Genomic DNA, 16,646 nt, shown 5'->3' with positions numbered 1-16,646 from the left:
ATATTACACACCGTGCCAGAGCGGGCTTTTGCGTTGCGCCATCACAACTGAAAGCACCGTGGAAGCAAACGGGGCGAAGTTAACCACCTCAGCGAATGACATTGTGCGTCCGATACATCCGCAGAGAATGCGGGTCATACTCCATCCTTGTGACTATGAGGTCTGGTTGGATGGCAGCGCTGCGGAGGCCTTTGAACTGCTTAAACCCTATGCCTCAGATGAGATGGATATCGTCAAATCGGGCGCAGGAGAAAAGTCTGACACTAGTCTTTGAACGGCATGGTTTTTTAGCGAGTTCCGATCAATGAATGTCCGCCTACGATCGCGCCTTGGACATCCGACGATTTTTGTCAGATGACTGCACCGAGCCCTTTCTTCAGAATGCTGCGAGACGTTCGAACGTTCGGCGTTGCATTTTTTGTTTGTGTGGAGCGGAGGTCAGTTCAGATCAGATTTAGAAGAGGCCCACATTCGAAGACCACCTAAAAGTTAGCCTGATATTTTGGCATCCTGCGCCGCGTCCCAACCCAAATTTGCAGACATTTCACGCGCAATAAGGGAGATCTGGGGACCAAGTTTTTCGCGGAACGCTGGCGTAAAGACCCGTACCGATCCGGTTGCACCGATGGACATCGTGGAACCTGGCCCGCTTGGCGCAAGGGGAGCTGCCACCGAACACATGCCGCGCTCAATCTCTTCCACGCATTCTGCGAAGCCGCGATTGCGAATGGTGTCAAACTCGGCTTCCAAGTCCTGCACGTTTGTCAGGGTGAATTCGGTGTAGGCGCGCAGCCGGCCTTCCATTTCGCTGGTCAAAAACAAGTCGGGTGAGAATGCAGCAACGGCCTTAGAGCAGGAACAGGCATGCAAGGGTCGTTTCCCCAAACCGGGATGGAGATAGGAGACCCCAGTGTCAGGTGTTTCAACGTGAATAATTTCCACGGATTTTCCGCGCAGACGGGACAGGAAAAATGCGGTGCCATATTGTTTAGCGGCTTGCTTTAGCGCAGGCGCAATCACCTCTAGCAGTGCACGGTCAGAGTGGTCACTTTTCGTGATCCGCTTCAGGCGGGAGCCGATTGTGAATGAGCCACGGGCAACAGGTTCCAGTAGACCCACACCGACGAGGTCCTGCACCAACCGGTAGGCAGACGGCTTAGGCAGGTCAGAATGAGCGCAAATCTCGGCCACTGTAGTCTCGCCCTTTTGTCCAACAACTTCGAGGATGAATGTCAGGCGTTCCAGATGCATATTTTTACCTTGCGAGAATCTTTTTATCGATTTACGAGAATCTTCAAATGATCGCAAGGGAGGAATGTGAAGATGGACGGAGCATGTTGTGGCCCGGGGTATGCAAGCCCTGCCGAGGCGATCAAAGCGCCGCGTGAAAAACTCTTGTACACAATTGCCATCTACACCGGCACCGGCATTCAAAAGCCGGACTACCTAGCCACCGTGGACGCCGACCCGGAAAGCCCGACCTATTCACAAGTCATCCATCGCTTAGAGATGCCCGGCATCGGGGATGAATTGCATCACATGGGCTGGAATGCCTGTTCTTCCTGCCACGACGACGCGGGCATGAGCCGTAAATACCTGCTGGTGCCAGGCGTGCGGTCCAACAATATCCATGTGATCGACACGGCGACGGACCCGTTTGCTCCGCGCCTTCATAAGGTGATTGACGGGGCCGAGATCAAGTCAAAAACCAATCTGAGCGGCCCACACACCGTGCATTGTTTGGGCTCTGAGATCATCATTTCCTTCTTAGGTGACGCACAGGGCGAAGCGCCCGGTGGTTATCTGCACCTCAACAAAGAATTCGAGATCGTTGGTCGTTGGGAAAACTCAATGGGCGATATCCCGTTTGGTTATGACTTCTGGTACCAGCCGCGCCATAACGTGATGGTCAGTTCCGAATGGGCCGCACCCAACACATTCATGCCAGGGTTTGATTTGGAAGAAGTGGGCCACCTGAAATACGGTCGCCGCCTGCACATCTGGGATTTTGAGAAAAAGGTGCCGGTCGAGACGATGTATCTCGGCGAAGACGGCCTGATCCCGCTGGAGGTAAAGTTTCTGCATGATCCTGACAGTACACATGGGTTCTGCGGTGCCGCGCTTAGCGCCAATGTCATCCATTTCTGGAAGTCCGAAGCTGGGAAATGGGAATGGGAAAAGATCATTGATGTGGAGAATGAACCGCATCCCGAATGGCCTATTCCCGTGCCCGGTGTGATGTCGGCCATCCTTGTATCGATGGACGACAAATACCTTTACCTCAATAACTGGTTGCACGGCGATATGCGCCAGTACGACATCTCTGACCCGCATAATCCTGTTTTGACCGGGCAGGTTTGGATGGGCGGGCTTTTGGGCAAAGCGCCCGAGGTCAATGGCGTCAAAGTGGCAGGCGGGCCGCAAATGTATCAGCTCTCGCTTGATGGCAAACGGCTTTATGTCACGACCTCGCTGTTCTCGACCTGGGACAACCAGTTCTATCCGGAAATTCGAACCCAGGGCGGTGTCATGCTGATGATCGACTGTGATGTCGAAAACGGCGGTATGAAAATCAACGAAGATTTCGTTGTTGATTTTGGCAAAGAGCCAAACGGACCAAGCCGCTGCCATGAAACCCGCTATCCCGGTGGCGATTGTACAAGCGACATCTGGCTGTGAGCGAAACCCGCACAATCACAATCGCCAACCGCGATGATGCGACCTATCAGGTCGACGCCCGCCGTCCGTTGCTGGACGCTTTACGCGAACAGGGAGTCGATCTGCCCTATGGCTGCAAATACGGCGGCTGCATCACCTGTGCGGCCAAACTGACAGCTGGCGAAGTGGATCAGCGCAGGCAAGTGGCGTTGAACAATCGCCAGATCAACAATGGCTATGTTCTGCTGTGTGTGGCCCGCGCGGTGAGCGATTGCATATTGGAAATCGGCGTCGAAAGCCACGACAAACTTTATCGCAACCCCTTCCTTGACCCGCTGGAGCCGCATGAGCTGAAGGCGGATATCGCGACCCCTAAGGAGGCTTAAATGCCCAAAGCTGACATCGATCACCTGTATGATTACGCGCCCGAATATCTGGCGGACATCCTGCGTTCGGTCAAAACCATTGCGATGGTGGGGGCCAGTGGCGACAAGACCAAGTTCAGCTATGGCGTGCTGCGTGTGCTGCACGAAACGGGCTATGACATGATCCCTGTCAATCCAAACCCAAAGCTGATCGAAATTCGCGGCATACCTGTCGTTCATTCGCTGGAAGAGATCGACCGGCCCGTGGATATGGTCGAGGTCTTCCGCCCGAAAGAGGAACTTTACGCGATCACCGAGAAAGCCATTGCAATCGGCGCCAAGGTGCTTTGGGGCCAAATCGGCGTTTATGATGACCGCGCGGCCGCGCTTGCCGAAGAAGCGGGGCTGAAGGTGGTGATGAACCGCTGCCCCAAGATCGAGCTGTTCCGCCCGTTCTGGAAGCCCCGTCTTGATCTCGCAATTTGACTGAGAGCGGCACAGAAACTCATGTGACATCTGCCTGCGCATACGGCCGTAGCGGTGCCATAAATTGGCCGCTCGACGCACTATTGGACTGGCTCAAAAACCAATCGAAAAAGGAAACCAAACATGGCTCAGACAATCACCAAAAGCGCGAAAGACATCGTAAAGGTGGCCACGAAAGCGGTGCCTGCGATCAGTGCCGAAGAGGCATTGGCCTTGGTAGGCTCGCTCGATCACGTTTTTGTCGATCAGCGCGATGGTACGGAATAGGCCAAAACCGGCGTCATTGAGGGTGCTGTCGCATCGTCGCGCGGCATGATGGAATTCCACATCGACCCGGAAAGTCCTGCGCACAAGCCGGAGTTCAGCCAAGATAAGACTTACGTGTTCTATTGCGCATCGGGTGGGCGTTCTGCCATGGCGGCGGTGGTGGCCATGGATATGGGACTGTCGCCCGTTGTGAACCTGACCGGAGGCGTTGGCGCCTGGAAAAAGGCCGGGGGCGCGCTGGAATAAATCATGGAACCTTCAACAAATTTCCCAAATCTCAATATGGCAGCAAAGCCTAGTGTCGAAGGGTTCTTTGATCCTGCCTGCAACACGATTTCTTATGTCGTGAAAGACCCCGCATCTAACGCCTGTGCAATAATCGACAGCGTTCTGGATATGGATTACGCCGCCGGGCGGATCACTTACGACAGTGCCGATCGCTTTGATCGACGCCATCCAGTCACAAGGCTTGTCGGTGGAATGGATCATTGAAACCCATGTCCATGCCGATCACCTGTCTGCTGCACCCTAAATTCAGGATAGGCTGGGTGGCAAAATGGGCGTTGGTGCAGGCATCATCGAAATTCAGGACACCTTCGGCAAAATCTTCAACGAAGGCACGGAATTTCAACGCGACGGGTCGCAGTTTGATGCTTTGTTCGAGGATGGTGACACCTACACCATTGGCGAAATGACAGCCTTTGTGATTGCCACGCCGGGCCACACACCAGCCTGCATGGTGCATGTGATTGGCGACGCCGCCTTTGCCGGTGACACGCTCTTTATGCCTGACAGCGGCTCAGCCCGCGCAGACTTTCCGGGTGGTGATGCAGGGCAGCTTTACGATTCTATCCAAACCGTGCTGAGCCTGCCGGACGAGATGCGCCTGTTCATCTGCCACGACTATGGCCCCGGTGGGCGCGCCATCGCGTGGGAGACCACAATTGGCCAGCAACGTGCCGACAACATCCATGTGGGTGCTGGCAAATCGCGCGAAGATTTCATCAAGTTCCGGACGGAGCGTGACGCGCAGCTGGCGATGCCCAAACTGATCATACCGTCCCTGCAAGTGAATATGCGGGCCGGCGAAATCCCGTGCGACGAAAGCGGCGCACCTATGCTGAAAGTTCCACTCAATGGCCTATGAGGGCGAAATGCAAAACGATGATTTGATCCTGAGGGCTGACATCGATGGCGTTACCGTTCTGACTCTGAACGCGCCCAAGTCGATTAATGCGTTGTCAGAGGCGATGCTACGCGCTCTGTCTGACACATTTGACGAAATCGCAGAAGATCGCAGTGTCAAAGCAGTGATCTTGCGTACCGGCGGCAATCACTTTTGCGCGGGTCATAACCTCAAAGAAATGTCGGCGCGCCGGGCGGATGCCGACGGTGGGTTTCAGTATTTCCAAGACCTGTTTGCGACGTGTTCGGCGATGATGCTTCGGGTGGTGCGCTTGCCGCAACCTGTAATCGCCGAGGTCAAAGGGATTGCCACAGCGGCGGGGTGTCAGCTTGTTGCGTCCTGTGATCTGGCGCTGGCCGCCGACAACGCAACTTTCGCAACATCGGGCGTGAATATCGGGCTATTCTGCTCAACCCCGATGGTCGCGCTTTCGCGCAATGTGCCGCGCAAGCTGGCGATGGAAATGTTGCTTTTGGGGGAATTCTTGCCCGCAGCCCGCGTCGCCGAAATGGGGTTGGTCAACCGCGTGGTGCCCTTGGCGGAACTGGAAGCGGCATCCACAGAAATGGCTTGGATCATTGCCGACAAATCGCCGTCCGCCGTCAAGATCGGCAAGCGTGCCTATTACGAACAGCTCGAAATGCCGCTGGAAGAGGCCTACGCCTTTGCCGGTCGCACGATGGCGGAAAACATGATGGCCAAAGAGGCCGAGGCCGGTATCGGGGCCTTCACCCGCAAAGAACCGATGCCTGAATGGACCGGGGAATGATCTACGAGGGCCCGGAACTTGCCCGTAATGCAGCGAACCACACCGCCCTGTCACCGGTTTCGATCCTCAAACGCGTCGAGCACGTGCACCCAAAGCAACCTACTCGCAAATGACGGCGAATGCCCATTTCACTTGGCGAACTTGACAATTTGCCCCTTTCGGCGGTCCTCCAAAACGTGGCGATTGAGGAGATGTTGGATGCCTGACAATCAGGAACAGGACACATTTGCCGCCCTCGAAAGGCGCGAATGGGCCAAGTGCGATGTGGCACAGTCCTATGCCGAGGTGTTTGCCAAGGCGGCGGACATGGTTGTCCCACACCTGGTCGCTGCGGTTTGTGCTGGACCGGACACTCGTGTGCTCGATTTGTGCTGCGGACATGGCAATGTATCCGCAGGCCTTTTCAACACAGGTGCTCGCGTAACGGGCCTTGATTTCTCACCCGCCATGCTTGAGATGGCGCGGCTGGCGGTGCCACAGGCTCAGTTCGTTGAAGGCGATGCGGTGGCCTTGAGCTTTGAAGACAATACGTTTGACGCTGTAACAATTGGCTTTGGAATGCCGAATATGCCGGACCCCCCGAAAGTGTTGGCAGAAGTTCGCCGTGTTTTGCGCGACGGCGGTCGGCTGGCGTATTCGGTGTGGTGCGGGCCCGAATTTGACACTGCGCTGGGGTATGTTTTTGGCGCCATTGAGGAACACGGGTCGCCAGAGATTGCCTTGCCACCGGGTCCCGGGGCAAATGATTATGCCGATCCGACTATCGCCTTTCCCGTACTCGCCAAGGCCGGTTTTTCAGATTGCCATCAAACCATCGTCGCGTCGAAATGGCAGGTTAGTGATCCGGGCGCACCGTTCGATTTCTTTCTTGAAGAAACGGCCCGAGGTGGCGCCCTTTTGCGCCCTCAACCTACAACGAATTTGGCCGCAATCCGAGTGGCGGTTGTGGCCAAAGTTCTGGCAAAGCACGGTGTGGGTCCTGAATGGGACGTGCCAATTCCGTCTGTCGTGACCTCGGCGGTCGTTGCCTAGCCGATCGGAACGATGTGCTGAAATGGGCGTCGTCGCCATTCATCCAAGTGTCCGGATTGTCCCGCGTTTTGTCTGTTCACACGCGTGCCGCAAAAGTCGTTTCGTACCAGAGCGGCCCTCGGTGCAAGTCGCGGCATAGGTTTAAGGAGAGCCCAAAATGATCCAGACCGCGATAGCCAAGAATGTCATCTAAGCGCAGCTATGCCGACTTTGCTAAAGTGCATACATGGCTCACGATGGACATTCGCCAATTCAAACCGCAATTTCTCCAAAGCTTCCGTTCTCAATGTTGAGCCCAACAATCGAGGCTATGACTTATCGAGTCATTTTCAGACCAACTTCGGCAGCCACACTCCTACTTGCATCATCGTGACAAAGCCGAGAGCTGAGTATTCCCACAAATGGAAAATTGATGTTATATAGAGAAATAGGAATATTAATTCTTGAGATGTAAGTCACGGGCACCACCGGGCGATCTTGAGTTGGGAGGTCTATATGCTTCGAGCTTTTGTTTATTCTATCTCACTGGGGCTGGCATCATCGACGGTCTTTGCCGACGCTGTTCCTAGCGAAGAAGCGGCGGAAGGCTTGTTCTCAAAGCAGCCGTATTCACCATATGCGAACCGGACTTTCCCTGAGCGCCCGCTGTGGGGAGACTCGCATCTTCACACCGGACTTTCGCTGGATGCAGGTGCTTTCGGGAACACACTGTTACCCGATGAAGCTTGGCGCTTTGCAAAAGGCGAACAGGTCATTTCTTCCACGGGTCAACCAGTGAGACTGGCCCGGCCTCTGGACTGGATGGTTCTCACGGATCACACTGACCTGATGGGATTTGCCCCGGACCTTCAGGCTGGTAAGCCGGGCGTTCTTGCCGATCCAAAAGGATTGGAATGGTACGAAGGTTACAAGGCAGGTGGCGAAGATGCCGGCAAAGCGGCGTTCGACATCATCACCAACTTCTCGCAAATGACCCTGCCAGAAGTTCTTCTAGAGTCTTACAGCCCAGGTGCAGATGCATTTGCTTTTACATGGGAACAAATCGTTCTGGCTGCGGAAGAACATAACGACCCCGGCAATTTCACAGCCTTCATCGGATTCGAATGGACCTCTGTACCCAAGGGTTTCAATCTGCATCGGAACGTCATGCTGCGTGATGGGCCGATCAGGGCGCTTCAGATGGTGCCGCCGGTCACGCAACCACCCTTTGGTGATACCGACCCAAAGGCGCTATATGCATGGCTGGAAGACTATCAAGAAAAAACGGGCGGTCGGGCGGTAGCTTTCGCCCATAACGGCAACCTTTCGAACGGATGGATGTTCCCGACCGAAGACACCTATCACGGTGGCAAGGTAGACGAGGAATATGTGGCCGCCCGCGCGAAATGGGAACCCCACTATGAAGTCACGCAGATCAAGGGCGACGGCGAAGCGCACCCCTTCCTGAGCCCCGATGATGAATTCGCGGATTACGAAAACTGGGACGTCGGCAACCTCGACATAACCGAGTTGAAAACCGATGACATGCTGGCTGGCGAATACGCCCGAGAAGCTTTGAAGCGCGGTTTGTTGTTAGAAGAAAAGTTCGGCGTTAACCCATATAAGTTCGGCATGGGCGGAGCAACGGACAGCCATACGTCTCTGGCGACTGCCGAAGAAGACAACTTCTTTGGAAAATCCGTCAGCGTTGAACCATCGGCCACGAGAATAAAGCATCCTTTCATCGCCAATGACCTTGGCGAAATTCCTGGCGACCTTCTTGTCGCATCGGGATACACGGCAGTTTGGGCGACCGATAATACTCGCGCTGCAATCTTCGATGCGTTCAAGCGACGCGAAACCTATGCAACCACCGGACCTCGGATCGGCCTGCGGTTCTTTGGCGGTTGGGGTTTCAGTGACGCGGATGTTGAAACACGCTTCCTTGCAGATGTGGGCTACACCAAAGGTGTTCCGATGGGCTCGGATCTGCGACCTCGCGAGGGTGAAGGTGCGCCCGCATTCCTGATCGCTGCACTACGCGACCCGGTTGGTGCCAATCTGGATCGCGTGCAGGTGGTAAAGGGTTGGCTGGATTCTGAAGGGGCCTTGCAGGAAAAGGTTTACGATGTGGCGTGGTCGGACAACCGTGTTGCTGACCAAAACGGCAAGATCCCTGCGGTTGGAAACACAGTTGATGTTGAAACCGCCAGTTGGACCAACACGATTGGAACTGCCGAACTTGTAACCGTTTGGTCTGATCCTGAATTCGATCCAAATGCACGCGCATTTTATTACGTACGTGCGATCGAAATTCCAACACCGCGTTGGATCCTTTACGATGAGCTGAGATTTGGCGCCGAATTGCCCGAAGACGCGGTGCTCACACATCAGGAACGCGCTTACTCTTCCCCGATTTGGTATACACCGGCAGAGTAACACTGCCGATCACGGCGTTGGCAACCGAGGTAGAAGCCTTTACCTCGGCCCATTCACCAGACGATTGATTTGTGCGTAGCGTTGATTTTCTTGCAATGCTCAATCGACTGATGTCAGCATCGATACGTAAAACCGGAGCGCGTTTCATGCAGGAGCCTTCATGCGAATATTGAAAGAACCCCTGTTCCATTTCTTCCTGATTGGAGCAGCTATTTTCATTTGGTTCCAAATAGTTGCGCCGGAAAACGAGACTGTCGAAGATTTTGTGACAATAACAATCGACGAAAACGATATCGCGCTTTTGTCTGATCAGTTTGAAGCACGGTGGAAACGGCGCCCAAGCGGTGCCGAGCTGCAAGCTTTGACTGATGCAACAATTCGCGAAGAGGTACTGGTCAGAGAAGCCAGAAAGCTTGGCCTTGATCGCGGAGACTCTGTGATCCGGTCTCGTCTCAGTCAAAAAATGGATTTCCTGACCGAAGCGATCGCCACGTCTGTTGTTCCGGAAGACGAAGATTTAGAGGCCTTTTTGCAAAACAACTCGGAGCGCTATGCGACGCCCAGCAAGCTGGCCTTCATTCAGGTCTTTATTGGTGAGGAGCCAAACAAAGCTGAAATCGAGGGGGTCTTGGCCGCCCTGCGCGCGGGAGATGAGGTTTCCGACCTGGGCGCCTCGACACTGCTGCCCGCATCTATGCCCTTGACTGCGACCAGAGTGATAGACTCGGTCTTTGGATCTGGCTTTTCCAAGGGTCTTACAACATTGGATAAAGGTCAGTGGGCTGGCCCGATCCAGTCGGGTTACGGGGTCCATCTGGTTCAGGTGCAAGACATCGAACCTAGTCAAATACCCCCATTGTCAGAAATTCACGATGCCGTGCTGCGGGATTGGCGTCGCGTGATGAGCGAAGATCTGGCGCAAGCGCAATATGAGATTCTTGCTGCCAACTATGAGATCATAGTGCCCGCTCTCTCAGGTCAAACCAAATGAAAGCTGTATTTGGCCTACTGTTTGCCTTGCTGATTGCGTGGGTTGCAGGAAATGCCTCGGCGCATGCGCTTGATCCGGGGTACTTGGAAATTCGCCAAATCACATCGGACACCTGGAGCGTTCATTGGCGAAAACCCGATGTGAATGGTCAACCCATGGCGATTGATGTCATGGCGCCGGATGGTTGCACCCCGGCGCGCGGCCCTACCCCAATTTCCGATGGCAGAGCATGGGTTTCTTCCTGGGTTATCGAGTGCCGCGGGGATATTGCGGGCCAACCCATCCAGATAGAAGGTCTGGAGGTTCAAAAGAACGACGTATTGGTCCGAGTGCAGCCCCTGCAGGCTGAGCCCACGACGCTTCGGTTCACACCAGAGACAGCCGTTCAGAACATACCTTCTGAACAGACCACATGGTCTGTTTTCACCGCGTATTTCCAGTTGGGTTTTGAACACATACTGGAAGGTTGGGATCATCTGCTGTTTGTCTTCGCGTTGTTTGTTCTGGTCCGCGATCCGTGGAGACTGGTGGGAGCAGTCACAGCATTCACACTGGCGCATTCAATAACACTGGCATTGGCAACGCTTGGTTTTCTGAATGTCCCTGGTCCGCCGGTCGAGGCCATCATTGCGCTTTCTATTGTTTTTCTGGCGATGGAAATTGTTAAGGTTGGCGACGGGCGTTTCCGACTTTCAAAGCAGAAGCCCTGGGTCGTTTGTTTCGGGTTTGGGCTTTTGCATGGCCTTGGTTTTGCAGGCGCTTTGGCCGATATCGGACTACCCTCAAACGATATTCCTGCAGCCTTGCTTGCCTTCAACCTGGGCGTCGAGGCCGGCCAGTTGAGTTTTGTCGGGGCCTTGGCACTTCTTGTCGCGATCTGGCGGTTGATAGCACGTCCAGTTAGCCAAAGGGCGACTGTGATTACAGCCTATGGCATCGGGTCGGTATCGATGTACTGGCTCATAGAACGCATAAGTGGATTCTGAAGCGCTTTGCCTCGGTGTCGGTTCAGGTGCAACCGCGCAGAATGCGCCTGCGCACAAAAGCCCACTTCGTCGTATGCCCAACGTTTGTTGTCTAGCCCCCATGTTCTGGGCCATTTCGGACTAGAGTTTCGGGGACTGGTGGGCGCATGTTGAGGGCCTGATGGGGTCGGGTGTGGTTGTATTGCCTGAGCCAGCAATTGATCACGATCTGTGTCTGCTTGGTCGTTGTGAACCATTCGGAATTGAGAACCTCGCGGCGGAGCGTTCCATTGAACCTCTCGTTGTATCCGTTCTCCCAGGGAGAGCCCCGGGTAGATCCGGATCGGGTTCACACCGACCTTCTCGAGCCAACTCTGGGTTGCTCGTGAAGAGAACTCTGGGCCGTTATCGCTTCGAACGAAATCAGGCTTTCCGTGGCGCAGGAACAGCCCGTAGAGAACCTCCAGCACATCTTCAGAACCCATGCGGGTCCGAACTTCCACTGCAAGCGCCTGGCGGGTGTATTCATCCAGAACCGTGAGCATCTTGTAGCTCCGCCCATTGCTCAGCTTGTCGTGAACGAAATCGACGCTCCAGACATGGTTGGGATGCGTCGGTCGGAGCCGAATGATCGAACTGTCCTTGTGGTACAGGCGACGCTTCTTCTTGTGCCGCTGCGGGAGTTGCAGACCTTCCTCCCGCCACAGCCGTTCTACCTTCTTGTGATTGACACGCCAGCCCTCAACCCGAAGCAGCTGCGCCACCTTACGGTAGCCATACCGGCCATAGCTCTTGGCCAGACGGATCATGGCCAGTCGAAGAGCATCATCGTTCTTCTCTACGGCCTGGTATTGCATGGAGCTGCGTGCAAGTCCGACCACCTTGCAGGTGCGACGCTCTGATGTGCCAAGCTTCTGGCGAGCATGAATGACGGCCTGACGAAGTTGGCTCGTCGTCAGGCCCTCGGTTTTAGGTAGTTCAGACTTTCTTTGAGGATCAGCTTGTCCAGTTCCAGTTCGGCCACGATCTTCTTCAGCCGGGCATTTTCTTTCTCCAGGCTGCGCAACTCCGACAGTTGCGACTTGCCCATGCCACCGAACCGACGCCGCCAATTGTAGTAGGTCGCATCGCTGACACCAACACCACGACAGGCTGTCCGAACATCGTCGCCATCTGCCAGCTTCAGTTCAATCTCACGCAGCAGCTTCAGAATGTCTTCGTCCGAGTATCGCTTCCGAGCCATCTCTTGTTCCCCCTTCTCGGCCAAAGTAGTGGCCCAATTTTAGGGGGCAAAGACAATGCAGGGCAGCGTGTGGCGGGAAGACGGTTTGCTTTACGTTCGCGCAAGTCTGATCCGCGCCGCTGATGCACAGGTTTTGTGGAGTGAGCGTTTCATAGAAGGTACCCAAGGCCTCAGCATCACCGGCATTCAGGAAAAAATTGCGTCACAATTCGCATCTCGCATCGGGCAACAGCACGGCTATGTGCTACGCGACGTGCGCGGAACGCGGCTCGATAATCCGAACGATCACAGTTTGCGGGGCTTTTCCTGTGTGGCGAGTGCGCAGATTTACCGGCGCACCTACCACCGCGATGAGTATCCGGCAGTACGGGAATGTCTGGAAGCGATTGTTCTCGAAGACCCTGACTATGCCCGCGCCTGGGCCATGCTTGCATATGTTCGCAACGATGCAGCCCGTTTCGGACATGAGACCGACCTGTCGAGAGAGGCGGCATTTGATCTGGCGCGCGACGCTGCGACTCGCGCGCTCGATCTGGACCCGCAAGATACCGACGCACTCCAGGCGATGTCGCATGTTGAGCAATACGCTGGCGATATGGAGCGTTCGATAGACTATGCGCGAAAAGCGGTAGAGGTGAACCCGAACGATCCGGCAGCGGTCGCCAACCTTGCCATCCGATACGCGATCGCCGGCCGTTTTTCAGAGGCAGCACCAACCATGCGCCGGGCCATCGATGCGTCGGTCGCGCCGCCGCCATTTTACTATCACGTGCTAACCGCTGACAGTTTGCTCAAAAAGGACTGGCCAGAAATGCTCGCAAACGCAGACAGGGCTGCCATCGATGGGTGGTCGTTCGGTCAGGCGATGCTTGCCATCGCACACAACCAGCTTGCTAACACCGAGGCCTCTAAAGCAGCTTTTGATGCAATGGCTGAACTCGACCCGCTGCTTGCCAACGACCCGAGGTCTTGGCTCCAAGGGCACAACATGCACCCAACTGTGGTCGACGCCGTTTATGAGGGTCTTGCCGAAACACGCGCAGCGTTGTCGAAGTGAAAAGCAGGGCGGTTGACCATTGTTTTCGATATTTAATTTCGACAGAATTGCGAAGTGGACAACTTCCCTCGCGATTTACTCGTCTTGAGACCGGAAAATTATTGCAATCAGTTGCTGGCAAATAGCATTTTATAGAACGATTTCGGCAGTCGACCTCGTCCGCAACTCGGTCATAGGCCTTTCCGACATCGTTGCGGCCACGACCAACGGCCGCATGTTAGGTTGCGATGCAGCGCGTGTCTAATGCGCTCGTTTTGCTGAATGAGCGAAGGTCGCGATTTCAATTCGACTGCTTTGGGCTCAATGCGGTCATACAAGTGTATTGAGAGGAACGTCTTCTTTCAAAAAGAAAACGCTTTCATCACGCATTTTAACTGCGTTCGACAACGGCGTTTGCGCCCTCCCGCAACCAAATACAACAGAACCGCCCGTCGGATCTACAAACAGCCCACCGGACTGTTTGCTGCACGATCTCACCTCGTCAGGACCATGTCCTGAAGGCCAAAGGTTCAAACCCTACTCCAAAAATCAGCTTTAGAACGAAAATTACAAATGCTTACACGCCGATCAACGCCAAACATTCCGTAAAAAATAATGCCTATATCCCTCCGTCAGAGCCTAAAACATCGCCTGTGACATTGGAATAAACGCCTCTTATATGGCTTTGAAATCAGGCTATCGCATGAATCGGACCTTTCTCGACGGATTCAGGCATTACTCTTCAAGGGGATACTCTCAAATTCAACATCTCTGACGCTATATCGACTTTGATGCCCGCCAAGTTTAGCGCGCGCTCAAGCATCAGGGCCAAGCAGCAATACTTGGATATCTGCAACATTGGTTCCGGTCGCACCAGTCATCAGAAGATCACCCGATAGTCCCAATGCCCGGTGACTGTCGTTGTTTGCCAACAGCGTGGACGGATTTTGCCCCGCATCGCGGATACGGTCGAATGTTCCCACATCCACAATCGCACCCGCTGCGGGGGTCGGACCATCACGGCCATCTGTTCCACCGCTGAGGAAAATCCAGTTGCCGGGAATAGCTTCCCCTTGCGCCAGTTGGGCGACGCGCAGCGCTAGTTCCTGATTGCGCCCACCAAGACCCGCACCCTGCAGCCGGACGGTTGTCTCCCCTCCGAAAAGCAGAGCGACCGGGCGGTCGGAAGCCACAGAACGGGCCGCTTGCAGAATCTGACGTGCAGCGTCGGACACGTCTCCTGTCAGTGCTTTGGAGGCAATTTCAGCCCGACAAAACTGCGCCGCACAGCGATGCGCAGCCTCAAGGCTTATCGTGTTCGACCCGATCAGATGATTTGTCGCTTCAACTGCTATCGTCTGTTCAGGAACGCTGTGTTCTAGATGGTCCCGCACGGATTGGGGCAGACGCTTCCAGATGCCAGCCCCAATGCAGATCCTGCGGGCATCGGCTTGGGTTCCGATGGGTGGAGAAGTGGGGCCGCTGGCAACGGCACGCAGGTCATCTCCGATCACATCCGACAGAATATAGGCTGTGACCGGTGCAGGTGAACCGTGTCGCAGAAACCCTCCGCCCTTGAGCTGGCTCAGATGCTGGCGCACCAGGTTCATGTGCACGATGTCCAATCCGGAAGACAACAAGAGCTCGTTGACCACAATCTTATCCGATAGGGACAATCCGTCCACAGGTGCCGGAACCAGGGCCGATCCCCCGCCAGAGATCAGCGCTATGATCTGATCTTGCTCGCGTGCTGCGCTGAGCAGATCAATGATCTGGCGACCGGCTTTGAGGCCCCGTTCGTCCGGAACGGGGTGTGCACTGTTCAACACAGTTGCACCGGGTACGACCGCTTGGTTTTCGGAATGGGTCACGGCCAGAGCGACATGATCACCCTGAACGTTTTGCAAGGCTTCCGCCATCATGGCTGGGGCCGCTTTGCCAATCGCGATCAGGATGCTGCGCCCACCCTGTTTGGGCGCAGGCAATGGGGCTGATTGCAGCCGTCTGCTCAGGGATACCGCCGGATCTGCCGCAGCTATGGCTTCGGCAAATATGTTGGCGGCACAATCGCGTTGAGACATGGACGATTGTAAAGTCATGAGGCGATCATGCTGCTGCGATTTGACGGGCCTTTTCAACCATAACTTCAGCTTGACGGATCGAAGCATAGTCGATCAGGCGGCCATCCAACGAAACCGCTCCCTTTCCCGCTGCTTCGGCTTCGGCCATTGCTTCGAGAATGCGTTGTGCCTTGGTGACTTCGGCGTCGCCCGGCGACATAACATCGTTTGCCAGTGAAATCTGGCTGGGATGGATGGCCCATTTGCCCTCGCAGCCTAATACTGCCGCGCGCTTTGCGGCGGCTTTGTAGCCGTCCGGGTCTTGGAAGTCTCCAAAAGGGCCGTCGATCGGGCGCAAACCATTGGCGCGGGCAGCCACAACCATGCGGGCAAGCGCATAGTGCCACATATCTCCCCAATGGGTCAGGCGTCCTCCGTCCGTATCGGCGTCAGTCAGAACGGAATAATCCGGGTTAACACCGCCGATAATAGTCGTCCGCGCGCGGGTCGAGGCGGCATAGTCGGCTACGCCGAAATGCAGGCTTTCGTTACGTTTCGACGCCGCCGCGATCTCACTGACGTTCTGCATCCCCAACGCAGTTTCGATGATATGCTCGAATCCGATGCGCTTTTTGTACCCCTTTGCATCCTCGATTTGCGTGACCATCATGTCGACGGCATAGACATCTGCCGCGGTGCCGACCTTGGGGATCATGATCAGATCAAGTCGTTCGCCAGCCTGTTCAACCACATCCACCACATCGCGGTACATGTAATGCGTGTCGAGCCCGTTGATGCGTACCGACATGGTCTTGCTGCCCCAGTCGATGTCGTTCAGAGCCTCAATGATGTTTTTGCGGGCCTGTTCTTTCTCGTCCGGCGCGACGGCGTCCTCCAGATCAAGGAAGATGACATCCACGTCCGATTGTGCGGCCTTTTCGAACATTCCGGGTTGGCTGCCAGGCACGGCGAGTTCGCTACGGTTTAGGCGGGCAGGAGCCTGTTCGATGGAATGAAAGCTCATGGGTTGGTGTCCTTCAGTTTACAAGTTTGGATAGATAGGGAATCTGGCGCAGAGGTTTGCGACTTCGGTTTTGACTTTGGCCTCGACCTCACCGTTACCGTCCTCGCCATTTGCGGCCAGACCGTCGACCACTTCGATGATCCAGT

17 protein-coding genes and 1 pseudogene are annotated in these 16,646 nt (G+C 55.2%); 13 read left to right on the top strand and 5 right to left on the bottom strand.

Going from position 1 to position 16,646, the window contains the following annotated elements; all coding sequences use genetic code 11:
• Positions 1–274 (top strand): SOS response-associated peptidase family protein (locus AC2FIM_RS19970; RefSeq protein ID WP_271952707.1); only part of this gene is annotated, 274 nt, incomplete at its 5' end.
• A gap of 215 nt (positions 275–489) precedes the next feature.
• On the opposite strand, the gene AC2FIM_RS19965 is transcribed toward AC2FIM_RS19970, so the two are convergent.
• Positions 490–1,251: an IclR family transcriptional regulator gene (locus AC2FIM_RS19965; RefSeq protein WP_496679787.1), complete on the bottom strand. Its 762-nt coding sequence runs from the start codon at positions 1,249–1,251 to the stop codon at positions 490–492.
• A 72-nt stretch (positions 1,252–1,323) separates the two neighbouring features.
• Between AC2FIM_RS19965 and AC2FIM_RS19960 the strand changes: the two genes are divergently transcribed.
• From AC2FIM_RS19960 to AC2FIM_RS19910, 11 genes and pseudogenes are all read left to right on the top strand, one after another.
• A complete protein-coding gene (locus AC2FIM_RS19960; protein ID WP_281996139.1) occupies positions 1,324–2,679 on the top strand; it encodes a selenium-binding family protein in 1,356 nt (451 codons plus the stop codon).
• Positions 2,676–3,044, top strand: a complete 369-nt coding sequence (locus AC2FIM_RS19955; RefSeq protein ID WP_142640391.1) for a 2Fe-2S iron-sulfur cluster-binding protein — start codon at positions 2,676–2,678, stop codon at positions 3,042–3,044. Before AC2FIM_RS19960 ends, AC2FIM_RS19955 begins: the two co-directional genes overlap by 4 nt.
• Positions 3,045–3,509 (top strand): CoA-binding protein, encoded by a 465-nt coding sequence (locus tag AC2FIM_RS19950; RefSeq protein WP_496708374.1) that lies wholly within the window; start codon positions 3,045–3,047, stop codon positions 3,507–3,509. It begins immediately after the preceding gene.
• Positions 3,510–3,632: 123 nt separating this feature from the next.
• Positions 3,633–3,776 (top strand): hypothetical protein, encoded by a 144-nt coding sequence (locus AC2FIM_RS19945; RefSeq protein WP_334223335.1) that lies wholly within the window; start codon positions 3,633–3,635, stop codon positions 3,774–3,776.
• 45 nt (positions 3,777–3,821) lie between these two features.
• Complete coding sequence (locus AC2FIM_RS19940) at positions 3,822–4,022, top strand: rhodanese-like domain-containing protein (RefSeq protein WP_334223334.1); 201 nt, start codon at positions 3,822–3,824, stop codon at positions 4,020–4,022.
• 3 nt (positions 4,023–4,025) lie between these two features.
• Positions 4,026–4,923 (top strand): annotated as a pseudogene (locus AC2FIM_RS19935) (MBL fold metallo-hydrolase).
• Positions 4,924–4,930: 7 nt separating this feature from the next.
• Positions 4,931–5,731, top strand: coding sequence for an enoyl-CoA hydratase (locus AC2FIM_RS19930; protein ID WP_271952699.1), 801 nt, complete (start codon positions 4,931–4,933; stop codon positions 5,729–5,731).
• A 198-nt stretch (positions 5,732–5,929) separates the two neighbouring features.
• Positions 5,930–6,763, top strand: a complete 834-nt coding sequence (locus AC2FIM_RS19925; protein ID WP_271952698.1) for a methyltransferase domain-containing protein — start codon at positions 5,930–5,932, stop codon at positions 6,761–6,763.
• A gap of 495 nt (positions 6,764–7,258) precedes the next feature.
• On the top strand, positions 7,259–9,181 hold the full coding sequence (locus AC2FIM_RS19920) for a DUF3604 domain-containing protein (protein ID WP_271952696.1): 1,923 nt from the start codon (positions 7,259–7,261) through the stop codon (positions 9,179–9,181).
• A 160-nt stretch (positions 9,182–9,341) separates the two neighbouring features.
• Entirely contained in the window at positions 9,342–10,172 is an 831-nt protein-coding gene (locus AC2FIM_RS19915; protein WP_271952694.1) for a peptidyl-prolyl cis-trans isomerase, read from the top strand.
• Entirely contained in the window at positions 10,169–11,158 is a 990-nt protein-coding gene (locus AC2FIM_RS19910) for a HupE/UreJ family protein (RefSeq protein ID WP_271952692.1), read from the top strand. Before AC2FIM_RS19915 ends, AC2FIM_RS19910 begins: the two co-directional genes overlap by 4 nt.
• Here the strand turns inward: AC2FIM_RS19910 and AC2FIM_RS19905 are convergent.
• The gene (locus AC2FIM_RS19905) at positions 11,101–12,066 is read right to left on the bottom strand and encodes a DDE-type integrase/transposase/recombinase (protein ID WP_271952709.1); all 966 of its coding nucleotides are present in this window, start codon (positions 12,064–12,066) and stop codon (positions 11,101–11,103) included. The genes AC2FIM_RS19910 and AC2FIM_RS19905 overlap by 58 nt on opposite strands.
• A 26-nt stretch (positions 12,067–12,092) precedes the next feature.
• Positions 12,093–12,380 (bottom strand): transposase, encoded by a 288-nt coding sequence (locus AC2FIM_RS19900; protein ID WP_171127984.1) that lies wholly within the window; start codon positions 12,378–12,380, stop codon positions 12,093–12,095.
• A 55-nt stretch (positions 12,381–12,435) separates the two neighbouring features.
• Between AC2FIM_RS19900 and AC2FIM_RS19895 the strand changes: the two genes are divergently transcribed.
• Positions 12,436–13,437: a hypothetical protein gene (locus AC2FIM_RS19895; RefSeq protein ID WP_496679799.1), complete on the top strand. Its 1,002-nt coding sequence runs from the start codon at positions 12,436–12,438 to the stop codon at positions 13,435–13,437.
• 794 nt (positions 13,438–14,231) lie between these two features.
• On the opposite strand, the gene AC2FIM_RS19890 is transcribed toward AC2FIM_RS19895, so the two are convergent.
• Positions 14,232–15,515 (bottom strand): glycerate kinase type-2 family protein, encoded by a 1,284-nt coding sequence (locus AC2FIM_RS19890; RefSeq protein ID WP_281973992.1) that lies wholly within the window; start codon positions 15,513–15,515, stop codon positions 14,232–14,234.
• Between the two features lie 7 nt (positions 15,516–15,522).
• Positions 15,523–16,500, bottom strand: coding sequence for an HpcH/HpaI aldolase/citrate lyase family protein (locus tag AC2FIM_RS19885; RefSeq protein WP_142640422.1), 978 nt, complete (start codon positions 16,498–16,500; stop codon positions 15,523–15,525).
• Positions 16,501–16,646 lie beyond the last annotated feature (146 nt).

The organism is Ruegeria sp. CDSC052, from assembly GCF_059610685.1.
Note: the sequence above shows the minus strand (reverse complement) of the source record. Positions and strands in the feature narration are given on the sequence as shown.